The sequence below is a fragment of the Chryseobacterium sp. 2987 genome, from assembly GCF_031456375.1.
In the GTDB taxonomy this organism is placed as follows: Bacteria; Bacteroidota; Bacteroidia; order Flavobacteriales; family Weeksellaceae; genus Chryseobacterium; species Chryseobacterium vaccae.
Genome location: NZ_JAVDUN010000003.1, coordinates 17,442 through 34,304, shown reverse-complemented (window position 1 = coordinate 34,304; position 16,863 = coordinate 17,442). Strand labels below are relative to the sequence as shown.

The 16,863-nt window shown below is 37.8% G+C and carries 18 protein-coding genes; 7 read left to right on the top strand and 11 right to left on the bottom strand.

What is annotated here, in order from left to right; genetic code table 11:
* Positions 1-10: 10 nt before the first annotated feature.
* The 3 genes from J2Y40_RS09670 to J2Y40_RS09660 all read right to left on the bottom strand — a co-directional run bounded on the left by J2Y40_RS09670 (position 11) and on the right by J2Y40_RS09660 (position 3,501).
* Complete coding sequence (locus J2Y40_RS09670; protein WP_309998657.1) at positions 11-622, bottom strand: YdeI/OmpD-associated family protein; 612 nt, start codon at positions 620-622, stop codon at positions 11-13.
* The gene (locus tag J2Y40_RS09665) at positions 622-1,761 is read right to left on the bottom strand and encodes a serine hydrolase (RefSeq protein ID WP_309998655.1); all 1,140 of its coding nucleotides are present in this window, start codon (positions 1,759-1,761) and stop codon (positions 622-624) included. Before J2Y40_RS09665 ends, J2Y40_RS09670 begins: the two co-directional genes overlap by 1 nt.
* A gap of 198 nt (positions 1,762-1,959) precedes the next feature.
* Positions 1,960-3,501 (bottom strand): glycine--tRNA ligase, encoded by a 1,542-nt coding sequence (locus J2Y40_RS09660; RefSeq protein ID WP_153397242.1) that lies wholly within the window; start codon positions 3,499-3,501, stop codon positions 1,960-1,962.
* 187 nt (positions 3,502-3,688) lie between these two features.
* Between J2Y40_RS09660 and J2Y40_RS09655 the strand changes: the two genes are divergently transcribed.
* The 3 genes from J2Y40_RS09655 (at position 3,689) to J2Y40_RS09645 (ending at position 5,878) form a co-directional block, all read left to right on the top strand.
* Complete coding sequence (locus J2Y40_RS09655; RefSeq protein WP_153397244.1) at positions 3,689-3,883, top strand: DUF4177 domain-containing protein; 195 nt, start codon at positions 3,689-3,691, stop codon at positions 3,881-3,883.
* A gap of 25 nt (positions 3,884-3,908) precedes the next feature.
* Positions 3,909-4,604: a pseudouridine synthase gene (locus tag J2Y40_RS09650; RefSeq protein WP_153397246.1), complete on the top strand. Its 696-nt coding sequence runs from the start codon at positions 3,909-3,911 to the stop codon at positions 4,602-4,604.
* A 236-nt stretch (positions 4,605-4,840) separates the two neighbouring features.
* Positions 4,841-5,878: a quinone-dependent dihydroorotate dehydrogenase gene (locus J2Y40_RS09645; protein ID WP_309998651.1), complete on the top strand. Its 1,038-nt coding sequence runs from the start codon at positions 4,841-4,843 to the stop codon at positions 5,876-5,878.
* A gap of 32 nt (positions 5,879-5,910) precedes the next feature.
* Here J2Y40_RS09645 and J2Y40_RS09640 read toward each other — a convergent pair whose 3' ends face one another.
* Positions 5,911-6,798 (bottom strand): hypothetical protein, encoded by an 888-nt coding sequence (locus J2Y40_RS09640; RefSeq protein WP_309998649.1) that lies wholly within the window; start codon positions 6,796-6,798, stop codon positions 5,911-5,913.
* A 16-nt stretch (positions 6,799-6,814) separates the two neighbouring features.
* Complete coding sequence (locus tag J2Y40_RS09635; protein ID WP_309998647.1) at positions 6,815-8,059, bottom strand: DUF445 domain-containing protein; 1,245 nt, start codon at positions 8,057-8,059, stop codon at positions 6,815-6,817.
* A 255-nt stretch (positions 8,060-8,314) separates the two neighbouring features.
* On the opposite strand from J2Y40_RS09635, the gene msrB reads away from it, so the two are divergent.
* From msrB to J2Y40_RS09620, 3 genes are all read left to right on the top strand, one after another.
* Positions 8,315-8,761 (top strand): peptide-methionine (R)-S-oxide reductase MsrB, encoded by a 447-nt coding sequence (gene msrB, locus J2Y40_RS09630; RefSeq protein ID WP_231128706.1) that lies wholly within the window; start codon positions 8,315-8,317, stop codon positions 8,759-8,761.
* Between the two features lie 17 nt (positions 8,762-8,778).
* Positions 8,779-9,168, top strand: a complete 390-nt coding sequence (locus J2Y40_RS09625) for a hypothetical protein (RefSeq protein WP_153397255.1) — start codon at positions 8,779-8,781, stop codon at positions 9,166-9,168.
* 98 nt (positions 9,169-9,266) lie between these two features.
* Positions 9,267-10,019, top strand: a complete 753-nt coding sequence (locus J2Y40_RS09620) for a murein L,D-transpeptidase catalytic domain family protein (protein WP_309998645.1) — start codon at positions 9,267-9,269, stop codon at positions 10,017-10,019.
* A gap of 114 nt (positions 10,020-10,133) precedes the next feature.
* On the opposite strand, the gene fabF is transcribed toward J2Y40_RS09620, so the two are convergent.
* From fabF to J2Y40_RS09590, 6 genes are all read right to left on the bottom strand, one after another.
* On the bottom strand, positions 10,134-11,375 hold the full coding sequence (fabF, locus tag J2Y40_RS09615; RefSeq protein ID WP_153397259.1) for a beta-ketoacyl-ACP synthase II: 1,242 nt from the start codon (positions 11,373-11,375) through the stop codon (positions 10,134-10,136).
* 80 nt (positions 11,376-11,455) lie between these two features.
* A complete protein-coding gene (locus J2Y40_RS09610) occupies positions 11,456-11,881 on the bottom strand; it encodes a PaaI family thioesterase (protein WP_153397261.1) in 426 nt (141 codons plus the stop codon).
* Between the two features lie 10 nt (positions 11,882-11,891).
* Positions 11,892-13,160: an acetyl-CoA C-acetyltransferase gene (locus J2Y40_RS09605; protein WP_309998642.1), complete on the bottom strand. Its 1,269-nt coding sequence runs from the start codon at positions 13,158-13,160 to the stop codon at positions 11,892-11,894.
* 11 nt (positions 13,161-13,171) lie between these two features.
* Positions 13,172-13,777 carry a TetR/AcrR family transcriptional regulator gene (locus J2Y40_RS09600; RefSeq protein ID WP_153397265.1) on the bottom strand — a complete coding sequence of 202 codons (606 nt, stop codon included), beginning with the start codon at positions 13,775-13,777 and terminating at the stop codon, positions 13,172-13,174.
* Between the two features lie 229 nt (positions 13,778-14,006).
* Positions 14,007-14,423 (bottom strand): OsmC family protein, encoded by a 417-nt coding sequence (locus J2Y40_RS09595; RefSeq protein ID WP_062698185.1) that lies wholly within the window; start codon positions 14,421-14,423, stop codon positions 14,007-14,009.
* A 91-nt stretch (positions 14,424-14,514) separates the two neighbouring features.
* Positions 14,515-15,375 carry an AraC family transcriptional regulator gene (locus J2Y40_RS09590; protein WP_153397267.1) on the bottom strand — a complete coding sequence of 287 codons (861 nt, stop codon included), beginning with the start codon at positions 15,373-15,375 and terminating at the stop codon, positions 14,515-14,517.
* Between the two features lie 272 nt (positions 15,376-15,647).
* Between J2Y40_RS09590 and J2Y40_RS09585 the strand changes: the two genes are divergently transcribed.
* The gene (locus J2Y40_RS09585; protein ID WP_153397269.1) at positions 15,648-16,526 is read left to right on the top strand and encodes an AraC family transcriptional regulator; all 879 of its coding nucleotides are present in this window, start codon (positions 15,648-15,650) and stop codon (positions 16,524-16,526) included.
* Positions 16,527-16,863 lie beyond the last annotated feature (337 nt).

The following is a 16,863-nucleotide window of genomic DNA, read 5'->3' as shown; positions in this document are numbered from 1 at the left end:
TCCTTTGAACCTACTTCCTTTCATATTTCCAGTTTCTTCCTTTACCTTCTGAGATCCATTCCAGAGCCTGTTCCATTCTTTTATGACGGGTAGTTTCTGTTTTAGCATCCATAATCCAGTTGATATACTCTTTCCTGAATGATGGTGAGGCTTTCTCAAAAATATGCAGCGCTTTTTGATTGGCATTTAAAGCTGTCTGAAAATAATCAGGGACTTCAGTTTCTATTTTGGAAGGAGCTGCTTTCTTCATTGTAACGCCTATATCCGTAAGTTCCATGGCTTCCTTAATGGCTTTTTTCAGCAGAATTTTTGATGGAAGATCCTCCATTCTGGTGATTTTGCCTAGACTGAACATATTGCTTTTTTCAGCGTTGGTTTCCAGTTCCTTTATCGTTTTCATTTCCTGATGAAGCCAGAATCCGAGACTGCAATATTGCTTGAAAGCGGTAATCGAACATAGAGTTTTCCCCTTATACATAAAAGTAGGAAATTTCCATTTGATGGCTTCTTCAGCATCAGGGCATACCTCATGAATTGTTTCACGAAGGTAATGTAATATCGGCTTTGCAAAATCTGGAGCCTGCTCGATGTATTCATCAACTTTTGCGTTGTATTTTTCCATTATGAGGTTTGAAATAGTTGTACGGTTTCATTAACAAGGAATCTTACCTGATCCGGCCTTCCTCTGTCGTTCTTAGGATTGTTTGAATAGCTTCCGGTTTTTACAATAACCATATTGTGCTCAGGAACCATAATGATATACTGACCCTGAAGTCCAAGGAAATAATAATGTTTAATAGGATTATCATGATTGATCCAAAGTCCCAGACCATAAATTTCGTTTGATTTCTCGGTGGGGGTCCGCATCTGCTCTATAAATCTTTCATTCAGAACCTGGGTTGCTCCGACTTTCCCATTATCTAAAAACAGCTGTCCCAGTCTCGCAAAATCCCTTGCGCAGGCGTGAATACAGCAATACGTTTTTTCCATACCATGATTGTCAGTACTCCACGTTGCATCTTGTTCCATTCCCAGGGGAATCCAGAATTTTTCAGATAAATAGCTGGCGAGAGGTTGGCCAAGTGCTTTTCTCAGGGCAAAACCAAGCAGCTGCGTGGAGCCGCTCTGGTATTCAAACCGGATGCCGGGTTCCTCTTTAAAACTTCTGGAAAATACTGCTTTCACAAGACTTTTCCCGTAATACGCTTTTGCATTGGGAAGAAAAGGATTATTGTAATCTTCATTCCAGTCAAGTCCGGCTTCCATCTGGGCCAGATTTCTAAGTGTGACCTGGCTTCCGAATGTTTTTTCTCTAAATTCAGGATAGAAATCAGACAGTTTCTCGTCTATATTATTAATGATGCCTTCTTCAAGAGCTTTTCCTAAAAGCATCACGGTTACCGCTTTTGCCATAGAAAAAGAATTGGTATGTGAAAGTTGGTTGTAACCTTCCCAATATTGTTCGTGAAGAATTTTGCCATTTTTAATGACAATGAAAGCGGCTGTTCTGGAGCGTTTTAAATCCTCAGTGATGTTTTCCGGAAGTTCCTTTTTATTGTATTCGGAGTCTTTTGCCCAGAGTTGAGGTTCTCCCGATGCAACAGGGTTGCTGGGAAAAAGATTCCCGTCATCAATATAAGCACTTGATTTTCCTTTCAGATAGGTTTTGGAAATGCCGCTGAATAAGTAGTCATATCCAAAAAGATAGGCCGCTGCCACCCCGAGTGCTGCGCCGCCTATTACATATTTCAATACTTTCATAGAGGTATGAGTATCAGTCCTCAACAAATTTAAAATAATTTTGGAAAGAATTTGAAGATGAGAAAATAAATGCACTATTTTATTTTCCGTTCTGAGTTTGATTCTGTTATCAAATCTTTGATAGGGAATATCCTGGAAAGTTCTTTTTCAGTCTGTTTATTTTCATGAAAAAAGCCCCGATAAATCAGGGCTTTGGGTCTATAGTTTTGAAAGTAAATTTCTGAAGTTGGTCTTCTCATCAATGATTCTTCTGAGATCAGCAACCGGAACTCTTTCCTGCTGCATCGTATCTCTGTCTCTGATGGTTACCGTATGATCCGTAAGAGAATCATGATCGATGGTGATACAGTAAGGAGTACCAATGGCATCCTGTCTTCTGTAACGTTTTCCGATGGCGTCTTTTTCTTCGTAGAATAAGTTGAAATCATATTTCAGGTCGTTGAAGATCTTTTCTGCATATTCTGCCAGGCCATCTCTCTTCATCAACGGAAGAATTGCTGCTTTGATTGGTGCTAATGCAGGAGGTAAAGACAATACTGTTCTCTCTGAGCCGTCTTCAAGAACTTCGTCTCTTAAGCAATGAGCAAAGATAGAAAGGAATAATCTGTCTAAACCTACTGAAGTTTCCACTACGTAAGGAACATAGTTTTCATTTCTTTCAGGATCGAAGAACTGAAGCTTTCTTCCTGAGAACTCTTCATGAGCCTTCAGGTCGAAATCCGTTCTGGAGTGAATACCTTCCAGTTCTTTAAATCCAAATGGGAAATTGAATTCAATATCAGCTGCAGCATTGGCATAGTGAGCCAATTTCTCATGATCATGAAATCTGTAGTTGTCGTTTCCTAGTCCTAAGGCTAAGTGCCAGTTCAGACGTTTCTGCTTCCATTGTTCGTAGAATTCAAGTTCCGTTCCCGGAGCTACGAAGAACTGCATTTCCATCTGTTCGAATTCACGCATTCTGAAGATAAACTGTCTTGCAACAATCTCATTTCTGAAAGCTTTTCCAATCTGGGCGATACCGAAAGGAAGTTTATGACGGGAAGTTTTCTGTACATTTAAAAAGTTTACGAAGATCCCCTGAGCGGTTTCCGGTCTTAAATAAAGATCCATCGCGCTGTCTGCAGATGCTCCAAGCTTAGTCCCAAACATTAAGTTGAACTGTCTTACTTCCGTCCAGTTTTTGGAACCTGTATCCGGATCAGCAATTTCAAGTTCTTCAATCAAAGCTTTTACATCGGCAAGGTCTTCATTTTCCAGAGATTTTGCCAGCCTTGAAAGGATTGCTTCTCTTTTTGCCCTGTATTCCAGAATTTTTGGATTAGTCGCTACAAACTGATCCTTATCAAAAGCATCCCCGAATCTCTTCGCCGCTTTTTCAATTTCCTTATTCTCTTTATCTTCAATTTTAGCGCAGTAGTCTTCCACCAAAACGTCAGCTCTGAAACGTTTCTTAGAATCTTTATTATCAATCAATGGATCGTTGAAAGCGTCTACGTGGCCTGATGCCTTCCATGTTGTTGGGTGCATAAGGATTGCCGAATCAATACCCACAATATTTTCGTTAAGCTGTACCATCGCTTTCCACCAGTATTGTTTGATATTATTTTTAAGTTCGGCTCCGTTCTGTCCATAATCATAAACAGCGGATAAACCATCGTAGATCTCACTAGAAGGGAAAATAAAACCATATTCTTTAGCGTGAGAAATCACTTTCTTGAAAACATCTTCTTGCTTTGCCATAATTTTTTTAACGTCTGAAGTGCAAAAATAGTGAAAAAGCGGGAAGTTGAAGGATGGAAGACAGAAGTTTTTATATACAAGAGAATTAGGAGCCGCCGCTGCCAAAAACCCGAAAAGAGCTCAGACATCCCACTCAATCCGTGTTAAGTTTCGAAAATTTATTGTACATTTAAAATAGAAATTTATTATGAAAAAAAGATTCGAATATAAAACAGTTATTATTGAGCCTAAGGGATTTTGGGGAAATAAATATGAACCTGCTGAAATTGATAAAACTTTAAATCAATACGGAAGTGAGGGTTGGGAACTGGTGACTGCTGAAAGTAGAGATTATGGAGGAACTTTTTATGGCGTTATTTATACCTTTAAAAGAGAGCTGTAGAACTAATTATACTTAGTTTTGCAAAATGTTAGAAATTCTTTATCGCGACGAACACCTCATTGCTATCAACAAACCCAGTGGATTATTGGTTCATAAATCTTTTTATGCAGGGGCGGCAGATACTTATGCTATTCAGGAGTTGAAGAAACAGATTGGGCAAAAAGTGTATCCTGTGCACCGTTTAGACCGAAAGACTTCAGGTGTTCTTCTGTTTACTTTAGATAAAGATACCCTTAGAATCATGAGTGAGCAGTTTGCATCACGCGAAGTGGAGAAGAAATACCTGGCAATTCTTCGTGGTTGGACGAAAGAAAAAGAAACCATCGATTATGATTTAATCAATGAAAATGAAGTTAAGCAAAATGCTGTTACCAACTATCACCGTCTGCAGACTTCGGAAATTGATTTACCTTTTTTAAAACATCAGACTTCCAGATATTGTTTAGTGGAAGCGATCCCTGAAACGGGACGGTTTCATCAGCTGAGAAAACATTTTAAACATATTCTGCATCCTATTTTAGGCTGCAGAAAACATGGCTGTAATAAACAGAATAAGCTGTGGCTCCAGACATTTGGTATCAACAAAATGACGCTCCATGCTCATCAATTGATTTTCAATCATCCTGTTACCAACGAAAAAATGATACTGAACGCTACGATAGATGAAGAATTCAAAAGGGTAGGAGACCTCCTAAACTTTGACCTGAGCCTGTACTCCTAGCTGTCATTGGGAAATATTTTGATTACCCCATATTTCTTTCACAGGTCTTTAAAATTTAAGGATTCAAAAAAATATGCATCTTCTGCGAGAGAAAATTTTTAGTCTCAATATTTTCTCTACTACAGATTGTGGTGTTGTCTTTTATAGATTCTGTTTATAAAACATTTTTCCATAAAATATCATAGGGTAACCATAGATTAATTTTAAATTGAGTATTTTTGTAAAACTTTTTTTCAATGTACAAAAGTATCATCAGACCTGTTCTCTTCAAATTTGATCCCGAGGAAGTTCATCATTTTACATTTTCAATGCTTAAAAATTTTGGATTTCTCACCAAATTATTTTTTCCAAAACCTATTGAAGATAAACGTCTGGAAAGAGAAGTTTTCGGCTTAAAATTTAAAAATCCCGTAGGACTGGCGGCCGGTTTTGATAAAAATGCCACATTATTCAATGAATTAGGGGACTTAGGTTTCGGATTTGTAGAAATCGGGACGGTAACCCCAAGAGCTCAGGCAGGAAATCCTAAGAAAAGATTATTCCGTTTAATAGAAGATGGTGGAATCATCAACAGGATGGGCTTCAACAATGATGGTCTTGAAGCGGCTATCGAAAAGCTGAAAGGCAACAAGGGCAAAATAATCATCGGTGGAAATATCGGAAAAAATACAGATACCACTCCGGAAAACTATACCCAGGATTATCTGGACTGTTTTGAAGGTCTTCATCCCCATGTAGATTATTTTGTATTGAATGTAAGCTGCCCGAATGTAGGAAGCCATGCCAAATTGGAAGATGTAGACTATCTGCGTGAACTGATTACGGAAGTGAAAAAAATCAATCAGTCAAAACCTGTACAGAAACCCATATTACTGAAAATCGCTCCGGATCTTAACAACAGCCAATTGGATGAAATTGTTGAGCTGATCGCAGAAACAAAAATAGACGGAGTGATTGTTTCCAATACCTCCGTAAACAGAGAAGGTTTAAAAACTTCGCCGGAAGTATTAGCTCAAATAGGAAACGGAGGCTTAAGCGGAAAACCTATCCGTGAGAGAAGCACAAAAATGATCCGGTATCTTTCTGAAAAAAGCAACCGTGCGTTCCCAATCATCGGAGTAGGAGGAATTCACTCGGTGAGAGACGCAATGGAAAAATTAGATGCCGGAGCAAGCTTAATACAGCTATACACCGGATTTATCTATGAAGGCCCGGGACTGATCAGCGAGATCAATAAAGAACTTTTAAAAAGAGCCGGCAGGTTGCCAAGATAAATACAAAAAGAGAGTCAGTACGGCTCTCTTTTTTATTTTGATCTTACTATGGATGAATTCTTTATGTCAACTGTAAATGTATAAGGAGGAGAAGACGTTGATTTACCTACTTTATATTGAATGGTTTTTCTGTCTTTAGATTTTATTTTTGAGGTATCATAAATAGATTCCAGACAACTTTCTGTCAAAAACTCTTCGTAATTTTTAAAATTCCAGTCTTTTGTAAAGTAAAGAATGCGGTAGCCTTTCTCTCCTTCGCTGGCCCCGCATCTTCCACAGGCATTAAAGTTGGAAGTATGCTCAAAATACAGCAAAACTCTGTTCCCGTTTTCCCCCGATGCATAGGAAATCAATTCATTCCCGCCAGCCTGGTTAATAAAATCGAAGGTATTGATCTTTTTATTATTAGGCAGAGACAGATAATTGTTATAACGATAAATCATGTTATTTTCAGTAAGAAGTTCTGCCGGTTGAACTTTTTTGCCCAGATGAAAGCTGCCGGAAATTATACTTTTTTTTGTGTAGTCACGATCGAAGAGAATATATTCTTTAGGATTCAATGCCTGAGCGAGTTCGTCCGTTTTCTCCATTTTCTGTGGGGAGGTGATCTGCTCTTTAAGTTTTTGAGAATTCAGTTTTTGCTGAGTTCCGAAATTATACAATGACAGTTTGCCATAATCATAAACTCCGGTCAGAGGGATTTTCTTCTGATACTTATCATAGTAATACCAGCCATCTACAAAATACTGATACAGGCTGCAATCTGCGATACCCGCATAATTAAGCTGCATGGTAATAGGGATTCCTGCAATCTGGCCTTTGAAAATCTGTGATGAATCCGTTACAGATTTCAATTCAATCTTTTGACTGAAACAGCCAATAAAAAAGAAAAGGAATAATACAATAAACGTTTTTTTCATGGCTAGTTTTTCAGTTTTAAAGGAAGAAATGGGCAATCGTATAGATGATAAGCCCCACCAGACCACCTACCAGAGTTCCATTAACACGGATAAACTGCAGGTCTTTTCCAACTTCCAGTTCCAGTTTTTCACTCAGTTCTTTTCCCTGCCAGTTTCCAACCGTTGTACTGATGAGGTTTCCGAACTGATGGGTATTTTTAAGAATATATTTGTAAGCCGTAACGCGAACCCAGTGGTCAATTTTGTTCTGAAGACTTTCATCTGTCTTTAAATTCTGTGCAAACTCATTCAGGTTTTTAGAAAGATAGTTTTTTAATGCAGAATGTTCTTCCTGCAACTCCTTCATCAGCGTTTTTTTGATAGAAATCCAGATGTCGTTGGAATATTCTTCCAGTTTATCATTTTTCAGAAGTCCGTTTTTGATGGTTTTAAATTCGTCGTTCCATTTTGGATCTTCTTTAAGATCAACAGAAAATTCATGAATTTTTTGTGTAATCAGCGTTCTCACTTCATGCTGAGGGCTTTCTTCTATTTCCTTGAAAAAATCAGAAAGTCCGTCTGCAATCTTGTCTGCAATTTTATTGTCTACAAAAGACGGAATAAACGTGTAGCTTCCTTTTTTTACCCGGTCTTTAATCATTTCATCATTTTCCAGAATATATTCCTTGATCTGTCTTGAAAGGTTGGTGATGATCCTCTGATGGTCATTTTTTTCCAGAATATAACCGATCCCGTTTCCTACTACTTTATTGAGTTGAATATCATCTGTCATTTCAGACACTTTTTTGCTGATAAACTGGCTCACTGTCGTATCATCAAGTTTATTCAGAATGTCAAGAACAATATCCGAAATATTTCTGATCAGAATATTCTGATTCTTTTCTTTCCCCAGCCAATCTCCTACGAAGTTTGAAATTTTAAGCTTCTGAATATAGGGACGGATATTCTGAGGAGACAGGAAATTGCTCACCACAAAACTTCCGAGATTATCTCCCAACCGTTGTTTGCTATTCTCAATCAGATTGGTATGAGGAATAGGAATTCCCAAAGGATGGCGGAATAAAGCGGTAACAGCAAACCAGTCTGCAAGCGCTCCGACCATCGCTGCTTCTGCAAAAGCACGCACATAGCCGATCCAATGAGAAGTATTGGACTTCTGTAATAGGGTGGTCACAATGAAAATCACCGCCATCAGAACAAATAATCCTGTGGCAAATGCTTTATATTTTCTGAGCTGTTTTCTTTTTGCGTCATCATTCATATTCTCAAATTTACTAAATTTGACTATCAAATCATTCAATATTTAAACCATAAAAGATAGAAACGTGTCTCTGAAAAATGCAAATAAGCAGAAAATTAAAGATTTTCAAAATCTGAAGTGCTTTTACATCTCCTCTCTCTTTTGTGGGTAAGATACAAGAATTTAAAACTTATGATGAGATTTTTAGTTTACATCATCATATTAATTTTTCTGCAAGGATGCGGGCAGAAACATCAACCCCTTAAAATCACTTCCATGGAAAATAAAGAAGCAAAAAATAATCCATACTATTCCAGAACAGATACCACAAAACTCAACATTTCCAATGATGAATGGAAGAAAATCCTCGCTCCTGATCTTTATGCTATTGCCAGAGAAGCCGCTACAGAAAGAGCTTTCACCGGAAAGTACAATGAATTTGATGAAATCGGGGAATATTATTGTTCTGTTTGTGGAAATCATCTGTTCCGTTCTACTTCTAAATTTGCCAGCAGTTGCGGATGGCCGAGTTTTTTTGAAGCCGATAAAGAAGGCGTTTATTACAAACGAGATCTTGCCTATGGGATGGACAGGGTAGAAGTACTATGCAAAAGATGCGATTCTCATCTGGGACATGTTTTTGATGACGGTCCGAAACCTACAGGACTGCGTTATTGTATGAACTCTGTGAGTTTAGAATTCGTCCCGAATTCTGAAAAATAGTTTTTTAACTGAATGATATGGAAGTGCTGGAGCTCACGGATGAACGGAAAATGGTTTGGAAGGCATTATCCGAATTATACCTGGATACGGAACTTCAGGAATCAGATTTTCATTATGTAGCTCTTACGTTTTTTAAAAGTCCCTTCACTTTTGAAGAAATTAGAAAAATAGATCAATATGAAGTTTTTCCTGTTCTCTTTTTCAATCTATTAGATCCGGCCGGAGAATGGGCTGGCTTTGAGGAAAAAAGATTAGTTAAAAATATTATAAGCTGGCTCGGCTCAAGAAGTCAGTTGGATATTTTTGCGCTCAAATGTATTTATCCTATTTATGAACCGATAAATAGGAGTTATTGGAAAAAACTGAAAGAGGTTTATAATCAAATAGATGAATCATCGCACCGTTAAAGTTTCTTAAATTGAGTTAAACTTTTTAGAGTTATAACCTGCTGGTAATTATGTTTTTATAATTTTGCCTCACTAATTTGGAATTAATATAGTATTGAATGAAAGGATTTTATAGCGTATTAGGCCTTGTTTACATGGTCACGACTTCATTCTATCTTTCTCCCAGACCGGCAGTAAAGAATGAGAATGTCCCCACAGTAAAAACTGAAAGAGTAACCGACACGAAATCTGAGAAGACTACAGCTGCTGTATCTTCGTCAGAAGCATTATTCCAATCTATTGCATTTGATCCTGATCACGAAATGAACTTCGAAGTTTTCTCAAAAGCACTGACAGGATTTGAAAATCTGAAAAAAGCAGGATTGCTCAATCAGGAGTCGCATTTACTAACCATCTGCGATTTTTCTATGTCCTCTAATACAAAAAGACTTTGGGTAATTGATCTTAACGACAAAAAAGTATTGTTCAACTCACTGGTTGCCCACGGAAAAAATACCGGCGAAGAATTTGCTACGAATTTTTCTAATACGGAAAGTTCGCAGCAGAGTAGCATGGGATTTTATATCACAGATGCAACCTATAGAGGCGATAACGGATTTTCTTTAAGATTGCTGGGAATGGATAAAGGTTTTAATGATGCCGCATACAGAAGAGCAATTGTAATGCATGGAGCAGATTATGTAAGTGAACAATTTGCCGCAACGCACAAAAGAATCGGAAGAAGCTGGGGATGTCCTGCTATTCCGAGAGATCTTACACAGCCCATCATTAATACCATCAAAGGAAGAAATCTTCTCTTTATTTATTATCCCGACCAGAAATACCTTTCTTCGTCGGAATGGCTAAAATAAGCATAAAAACAAAAGCAGTCAATTTAATGGCTGCTTTTATTTTTATTAGTATGAGATTCTATATTATAATAACCCCTAATATCTGCTAGATCAGTGAGAAAATAAAAACTCCCTTTATTTAAACTTCTTGAAAATCAAAGTGGCATTGTGCCCACCAAATCCAAAAGCATTACTCAAAGCATAATTGATCTCCTTCTCTTTAGCCTCTCCAAAAACAATATTGACATCTTTCGGAATATTTTCATCAATTTTATGAAGGTTAATCGTTGGTGGAATAATTCCGTTTTCCACAGCTTTGATGGATAGGATGGCTTCTGCCGCCCCTGCCGCTCCTAATAAATGTCCGGTCATAGACTTGGTGGCACTAATGTCGAGCTTTTTACTGCCGTTAAACAGCTTGCTGATCCCTTTCAATTCCACAAGATCGCCAAGCGGAGTAGAAGTGGCATGAGGATTCAGATAATCAATATCTTCAGCATTAATTCCTGCTTCATTAAGTGCGAGCTGCATCGCTTTAATGGCTCCTACACCATCAGGATGAGGTGCGGTCATATGATAAGCATCGGCAGTCATAGCCGCCCCAACTAGCTCTGCATAAATTCTGGCTCCTCTTGCTTTAGCGTGTTCGTATTCTTCCAGAACCAGTGCTCCTGCACCTTCTCCCATAACAAAGCCGTCTCTGTCTGCATCATAAGGACGGCTGGCTGTAGCCGGATCATCATTTCTGGTGGACATGGCCTTCATAATGGAAAAACCTCCTATTGATGCCGGAGAAATGGCCGCTTCTGAACCTCCGCTGATAATTACTTTCGCTTTCCCCAGACGGATATAATTAAAGGCATCCATCAATGCTGTATTTCCCGTTGCACAGGCTGAAATCGTGGTATAATTTATTCCCTGAAGACCGAATTTCATAGAAATCATTCCCGAAGCCATATTAGCAATGAATTTAGGAACAAAGAACGGATTGAATCTTGGCGTTCCGTCTCCTTTCGCAAATTCCATCAGTTCGCTTTCAAAGGTCCACATACCACCCTGCCCTGTTCCCCAGATCACTCCCGTATCAAAAGGGTCCATATTCGGAAGGTCAAGCCCTGAATCCTGAATGGCCTCTGCAGATGAATACAGGGCATATTGGGTAAACAGGTCGCTTCTTTTTATTTCGTTATGGGTGAGGTGGACTTTCGGGTCAAAGTTTTTAACCTCACAGGCAAAATGTACTTTAAATTTCTCTGAGTCAAAATGAGTAATGATTCCTGCACCGCTAACTCCGTTAATACTGTTGTGCCAAAAATCTTCGACATTGTTTCCCAAAGGCGTCACTGCGCCCAGTCCTGTAATGACAACTCTTTTCATATATACGTATCTATCTTTTTAAGGGTCATAAGTCGCCACCATCTTTTTGTTTGAAAGAATCAATGATGGTGATTTCATACTTAGTTATTAATTTTGAATAAATTGGAGGTTCCTCTGGCAATAAGCCTTGTCTTGTCTGCATTCCATATTTCGCATTGGGCATTCACAAACTGCCGGCCTCTTTTTATAATTTTTGTTTCGGCTACAATATTATCATTTTCTTTTGCAGTTGAGAAATAATCAATCACATTATTGATGGTGGTGATGAAAGAATTTTCATTCAGGGAAAACATAGTAGCTCCAATGATATCGTCAATAATGGCTGCTGTTACACCGCCGTGAAGATTTCCGATCGGGTTCAGCCATTCCGGCCTTACCGTATACTGAAATTGAAGATGTCCTTCTTCCGCAGAAATGACAACTGGATTAAGCCATTTCATAAAGGGTGATGGCGACTGGCTGAATTCTTTTCCTATAAATTGCTGAAGCTGTGTTAATCTGTCCATATATTTTGTACTATTTTTCTATAATCATCGTAACACCCTGTCCTCGAGCGGCACAAATGGAGATAAATCCTTTTCCGCTTCCTTTTTCATGGAGAAGCTTGGCCATTGTAGCAATGATCCTGCCTCCCGTGGCAGCAAAAGGATGAGCAGCTGCAAGACTTCCTCCTTTTACATTCAGCTTATTTCTGTCGATCTTTCCTAATGCTTTTTCCAGTCCGAATTTTTTCGCCAGATCATCATGTTCCCAGATCTTCAGGGTAGCAAGAACCTGTGCGGCAAAGGCTTCATGAATTTCATAAAAATCAAAATCTTCCAGTCTCATATCTGCTTTTCTGAGCATTCTGTCGGCTGCAAAAACAGGTGCTAAAAGAAGATTCTGTTTGTTTTCAACATATTCAATCCCCGCAACCTCTGAAAAAGTAATATAAGCCAGCACGGGTAGGTTATTTGCTTTTGCCCATTCTTCACTGGCCAATAATACAGCGGAAGCTCCATCTGTAAAAGGGGTTGAGTTCCCGGCAGTCAGCGTTCCATGCTGTTTGTCAAATGCAGGTTTCAGTTGCGAAAGTTTTTCTAAGCTGGTATCACGACGCAGATTATTGTCTTTATCCAGTCCAAAAGCTGGTGTAATCATATCATCAAAAAATCCTTCATCATAAGCTTTTGCCATATTCTGGTGGCTTTTTAAAGCTAATTCATCCTGTTCTTCACGGGAAATTTCATAATATTTTGCGGTAATTTCTGTATGTCCGCCCATAACCAGGCCGGTTTTGGGTTCCTGTCCTTTGTAAGGAATGGGCAGCCAGTCTTTAAGCTTGGGACTTAATAACTGTTTTATTTTTCCAAATGCTGATTTCTCTTTATTGGCTTTTAAAAGAGCTTTTCTCAAACGGAGTGAAGATTCAAAAGGAATATTACTCATGGCTTCTACACCGCAGGCAATTCCGCTTTCTATCTGGCCTAATGCAATTTTATTTCCGATATAAATGGCGGCTTCAATTCCCGTATCACAAGCCTGCTGAAGATCACAGGCCGGAGTTGCCGGATCTAGGGATGTATTCATAACAGATTCCCGGATGAGGTTGCTTTCGGAAATATGTTTGATAACGGCACCTCCCGCTACTTCCCCCAAAAGCTTTCCTTGTAGATGGTACTGTTGTATCAGGCCTTTGAGTGCAGCTTCCAGCAATTGCTGGTTTCCCTGATCTGCATACGCTGTATTGATTCTGGCAAAAGGAATTCTGTTATATCCTACAATAGCCACTTTTTTTGTTTCCATAATCTCTGTTTTTAAGATGAAAGGATGATGAGTTCGCAATCGATTATTTGGGTGATCCTGTCCAGTGCGAGGTTCAGGAATTTTTCTTCATCAGTAGTTTTGGAAAGCAATATCCCGCCTTCAATGAGCATAATGAAAAGAGCTGCATATTCATCGGGATGAACATCAGGGTTGAGCTCTCCGTTTTTCTGCCCCTGTTGAATGACTCCGGAAATCTTATGGGTCCAAATTTCAAAAGATTCTTTGACTTGGTTTTTCAATGCAGGAAAAGAATCATCCGCTTCAGTGGCTGCATTCATAATTGGACAGCCTCCGTTGGAGAAAACTGAACGCCAGTTTTTTCTGTAAAAAGCTACGAATGCATAAAGCTTATCCACTGTTGTTGGAAACTCGTCCCCGAAAGACCGGCTCATGATTTTGCTCAATTGGCTGGCATTGTATCGGTAAACTTCAATAGCCACTTCGTCTTTATTCTCAAAATTTCCATAGATACTCCCTTTTGTAAGGCCTGTTGCCTCAGTAATGTCTGATAGTGAGGTAGACATATACCCTTTAGTATTGAATATAGATGCCGTTCTTTCAATAATAAACTGCCTGGTCTTTTCTGCCTTTGACATTTTTATATCTTTTTTTTCAATACAAATATACGGAAATATACCAATCGGTATATTTTTCTCTTAAAATATTTCATCACCTGCAAATCAGTTTTATTATTATCAAAAAAATCAGCTCAATCAGCAAGAATAAAATAAACCATTAAAACCAGTCAGAAATAGGAACTGCAAGGCATTTTCCTAATGTTTTCAAACTTACTTTTAATGGTTTAAAAAGAAATTGAATATAATCTTATGCTAAAGTCGCATTCAGAGTAATTTCAAAATTGAATGCAGCACTTACCGGGCATCCCTCTTCAGCGATTTTAGCGTACTTTTGGAACTCTTCTTCAGAAATTCCCGGAACTTTTGCTGTTAAAGTCAGTTCAGATTTTGTGATTTTTCCGATACTTGGGTCAAGAGTGATGACGGAAGTTGTTTTTAATTCTTCAGGATTGTAACCTGCCTGGGAAAGTTCCGCGCTTAGTTTCATGGTAAAGCATCCCGCGTGTGCTGCTGCCAGAAGTTCTTCAGGATTGGTTCCTACACCATCGGCAAAACGGCTGTTAAAAGAATACTGAGTTTCGTTTAAGGTGGTACTCTGAGTAGTTAAGTGTCCTTTTCCTTCTTTGATGGTACCGTTCCAAACGGCTGTTGCGTTACGTCTCATAATGTTTGGTTTTTATTATTGATATTTTGTATTGTTTTTTGATATGACAAAGGTATTGCAGTTTATAGCTGGATTCAATAGATAAAAAGACTTAAATATTGTACTTTTTTCCTGAAGTGTAATTTTTTTTGAAATTGGAAGGAGTGCTTCCTGTTTTTTGAGTAAATAATCGGTTGAAATAGGCTGGATCTTCATATCCCAGATTATAGGCGATCTCCTTAACAGGTTTATCCGTATAAAATAATAACCTTTTGGCTTCCAGCAAAATTCTGTTAATGATAAACTGGTTGGGAGATTCGAGTCTAAGGCTTTTAAATTTGTGCGTTAAAGTTTTCGGAGCGATATGAAGCAGCTCGGCGTAATCTGATACATTATGTTTCTTCCTGAAATGAATTTCCAGATGTCTGCTGAAATCTCTGAAAACATCAAGTTCGGTACCTGAAATTTTTACAGTGTCATGATCAAGATTTTGTTGTTTCCATTTTCTGGTGGCACGGATGATAATCTGTTTTACATACGTTCGTATCATTTCTTCAGCCGAAGAATCTTTATATTCAAGCTCTTCTCTTATATGTTGAAACAGCTTTTTGAAATCTGTTGCTTCTTCAGGATCAATTTCAACAAATGGAATTTCAAATACATTATGGAATAAAAGCCCATCGCAGGCTACTTCTTTATCATGAATCTGGATACAGTAAAAATCACGATTATAATAGAGTAATAAAGCCTCTTCTTTTCCCTTTTCAATCTTCATATGCTGTCCGGTAAGAAAAAATAAAGAAGGTTTTGAAGTTTTGTAATGGCTGAAATCTACTGTTAGTTCATAGCCTTCAGGAATGAAAAGGATTTTAATGTCAGATATGAAAGCATTGCTTTGAACGGCTTCCAGATTTCTTTCCGAAAACACTTCAAGCCCCAGTTTTTTATAATGATCTTCAAAAATGAGCGGCATAGAATTACTTTAGTTTAAAGATACGAAAAGAAATGAAGGCGACAGAAGGAAGCCGAAAGTTATTATTGTGTATAGATTTGTCTCCTGTTAAGCTAATATATTTCCACTTTTTTAAGGTGAATTAAGTCGTAAGGTTATCTGGCGGATACGCTATTTTCAAATTTTTAACAAAAAACAGATAAAAAATAAAAATTATATATTAGTTGATTGTTTTTTTATCAATTTTGTAAAAGTACTGTATTTGATTTATAACTTAATTTTTTCACCCACTCATGAGCAAGTTAGAAAATATATTGAGAGAAATAACACCGTTATCTCCCGAAGACAGTTTTCTTGTATTTGACCGTATCAAGGCATCGTTTGATTTTCCCTATCATTATCATCCGGAAGTAGAGATCAACTTTGTTTATAAAGGAAAAGGATACCGGCGGATGATTGGCGACCATACCGGGGAGATCGGCGATTATGAACTGGTGCTGGTAGGCCCGAATCTGCCTCATTGCTGGGCCAATCACAAGTGTAAAAACAGAAAGACTCACGAGATTACCGTACAGTTCAATCAGGACTTTTTTAACCAGTCGATGATGGATAAAAATATTCTGAAGCCCATTAGTAATCTGATGAAAGATTCAATCAGGGGGATTTTGTTTTCACCGGAACTGGCGGAAAAACTGAAAGATTCTTTTCTTAATCTATCCAAAATGAGCAGTTTTGAATCTTTTATTGAAATTATGAAGATTCTGAATGAACTGGCCACTGCGGAAGACAAAACATTGCTTTCATCGTACAGTATAGAACTGGAGACGTTTGCTGATAATGATAAAATGAAGATTGTTCATGATTTTGTCCATAAGAATTTTGAAAGTAAAATATCTCTGAATGATGCAGCATCACTGGTTAGTATGAGCAACGTTACCTTTAACAGATTTATTAAAAAAAGAACAGGAAAAACTTTTGTGAATTACCTGAATGAAATCAGGATCAGTTATGCTGCCCGATGGCTGATGGAAAAGAATCTTACGGTTTTTGAAACAGCTTTTGAAGCCGGATTCAACAATATTGCCAATTTCAACAAGGTTTTTAAGTCCATAAAGAAAACAACACCCACTGAATTTAAAGAACAGTTTAAAGGAGTGAAAAAAATTGAATAGAAGTATAAAAAGTTAAAAATTATACTGTTAATTATCAAAATCCGGATCATTGTATCCGGATTTTTTGCATTAAAATACCAAAATTTACTCCTTAATTGCTCTAAAACAGACTAAAAAGCATGCTGAATTTCATGATTTTATTTGGTCGTAATCTGTTGGTTTTTAGTCGGTATTGTACTGTTTTTAAATAGACCTGAAAAAATAATATCGTTTTATGATAAAATAGTGTTATATCTGGCTGTTTACAAAATTTAGATTTGCTAATGTGAATTAAATCTTAATCAAACTTTAAATTATTTGAAGCTTTCAAAACATAATGTTGCGAAAAAAATACAAC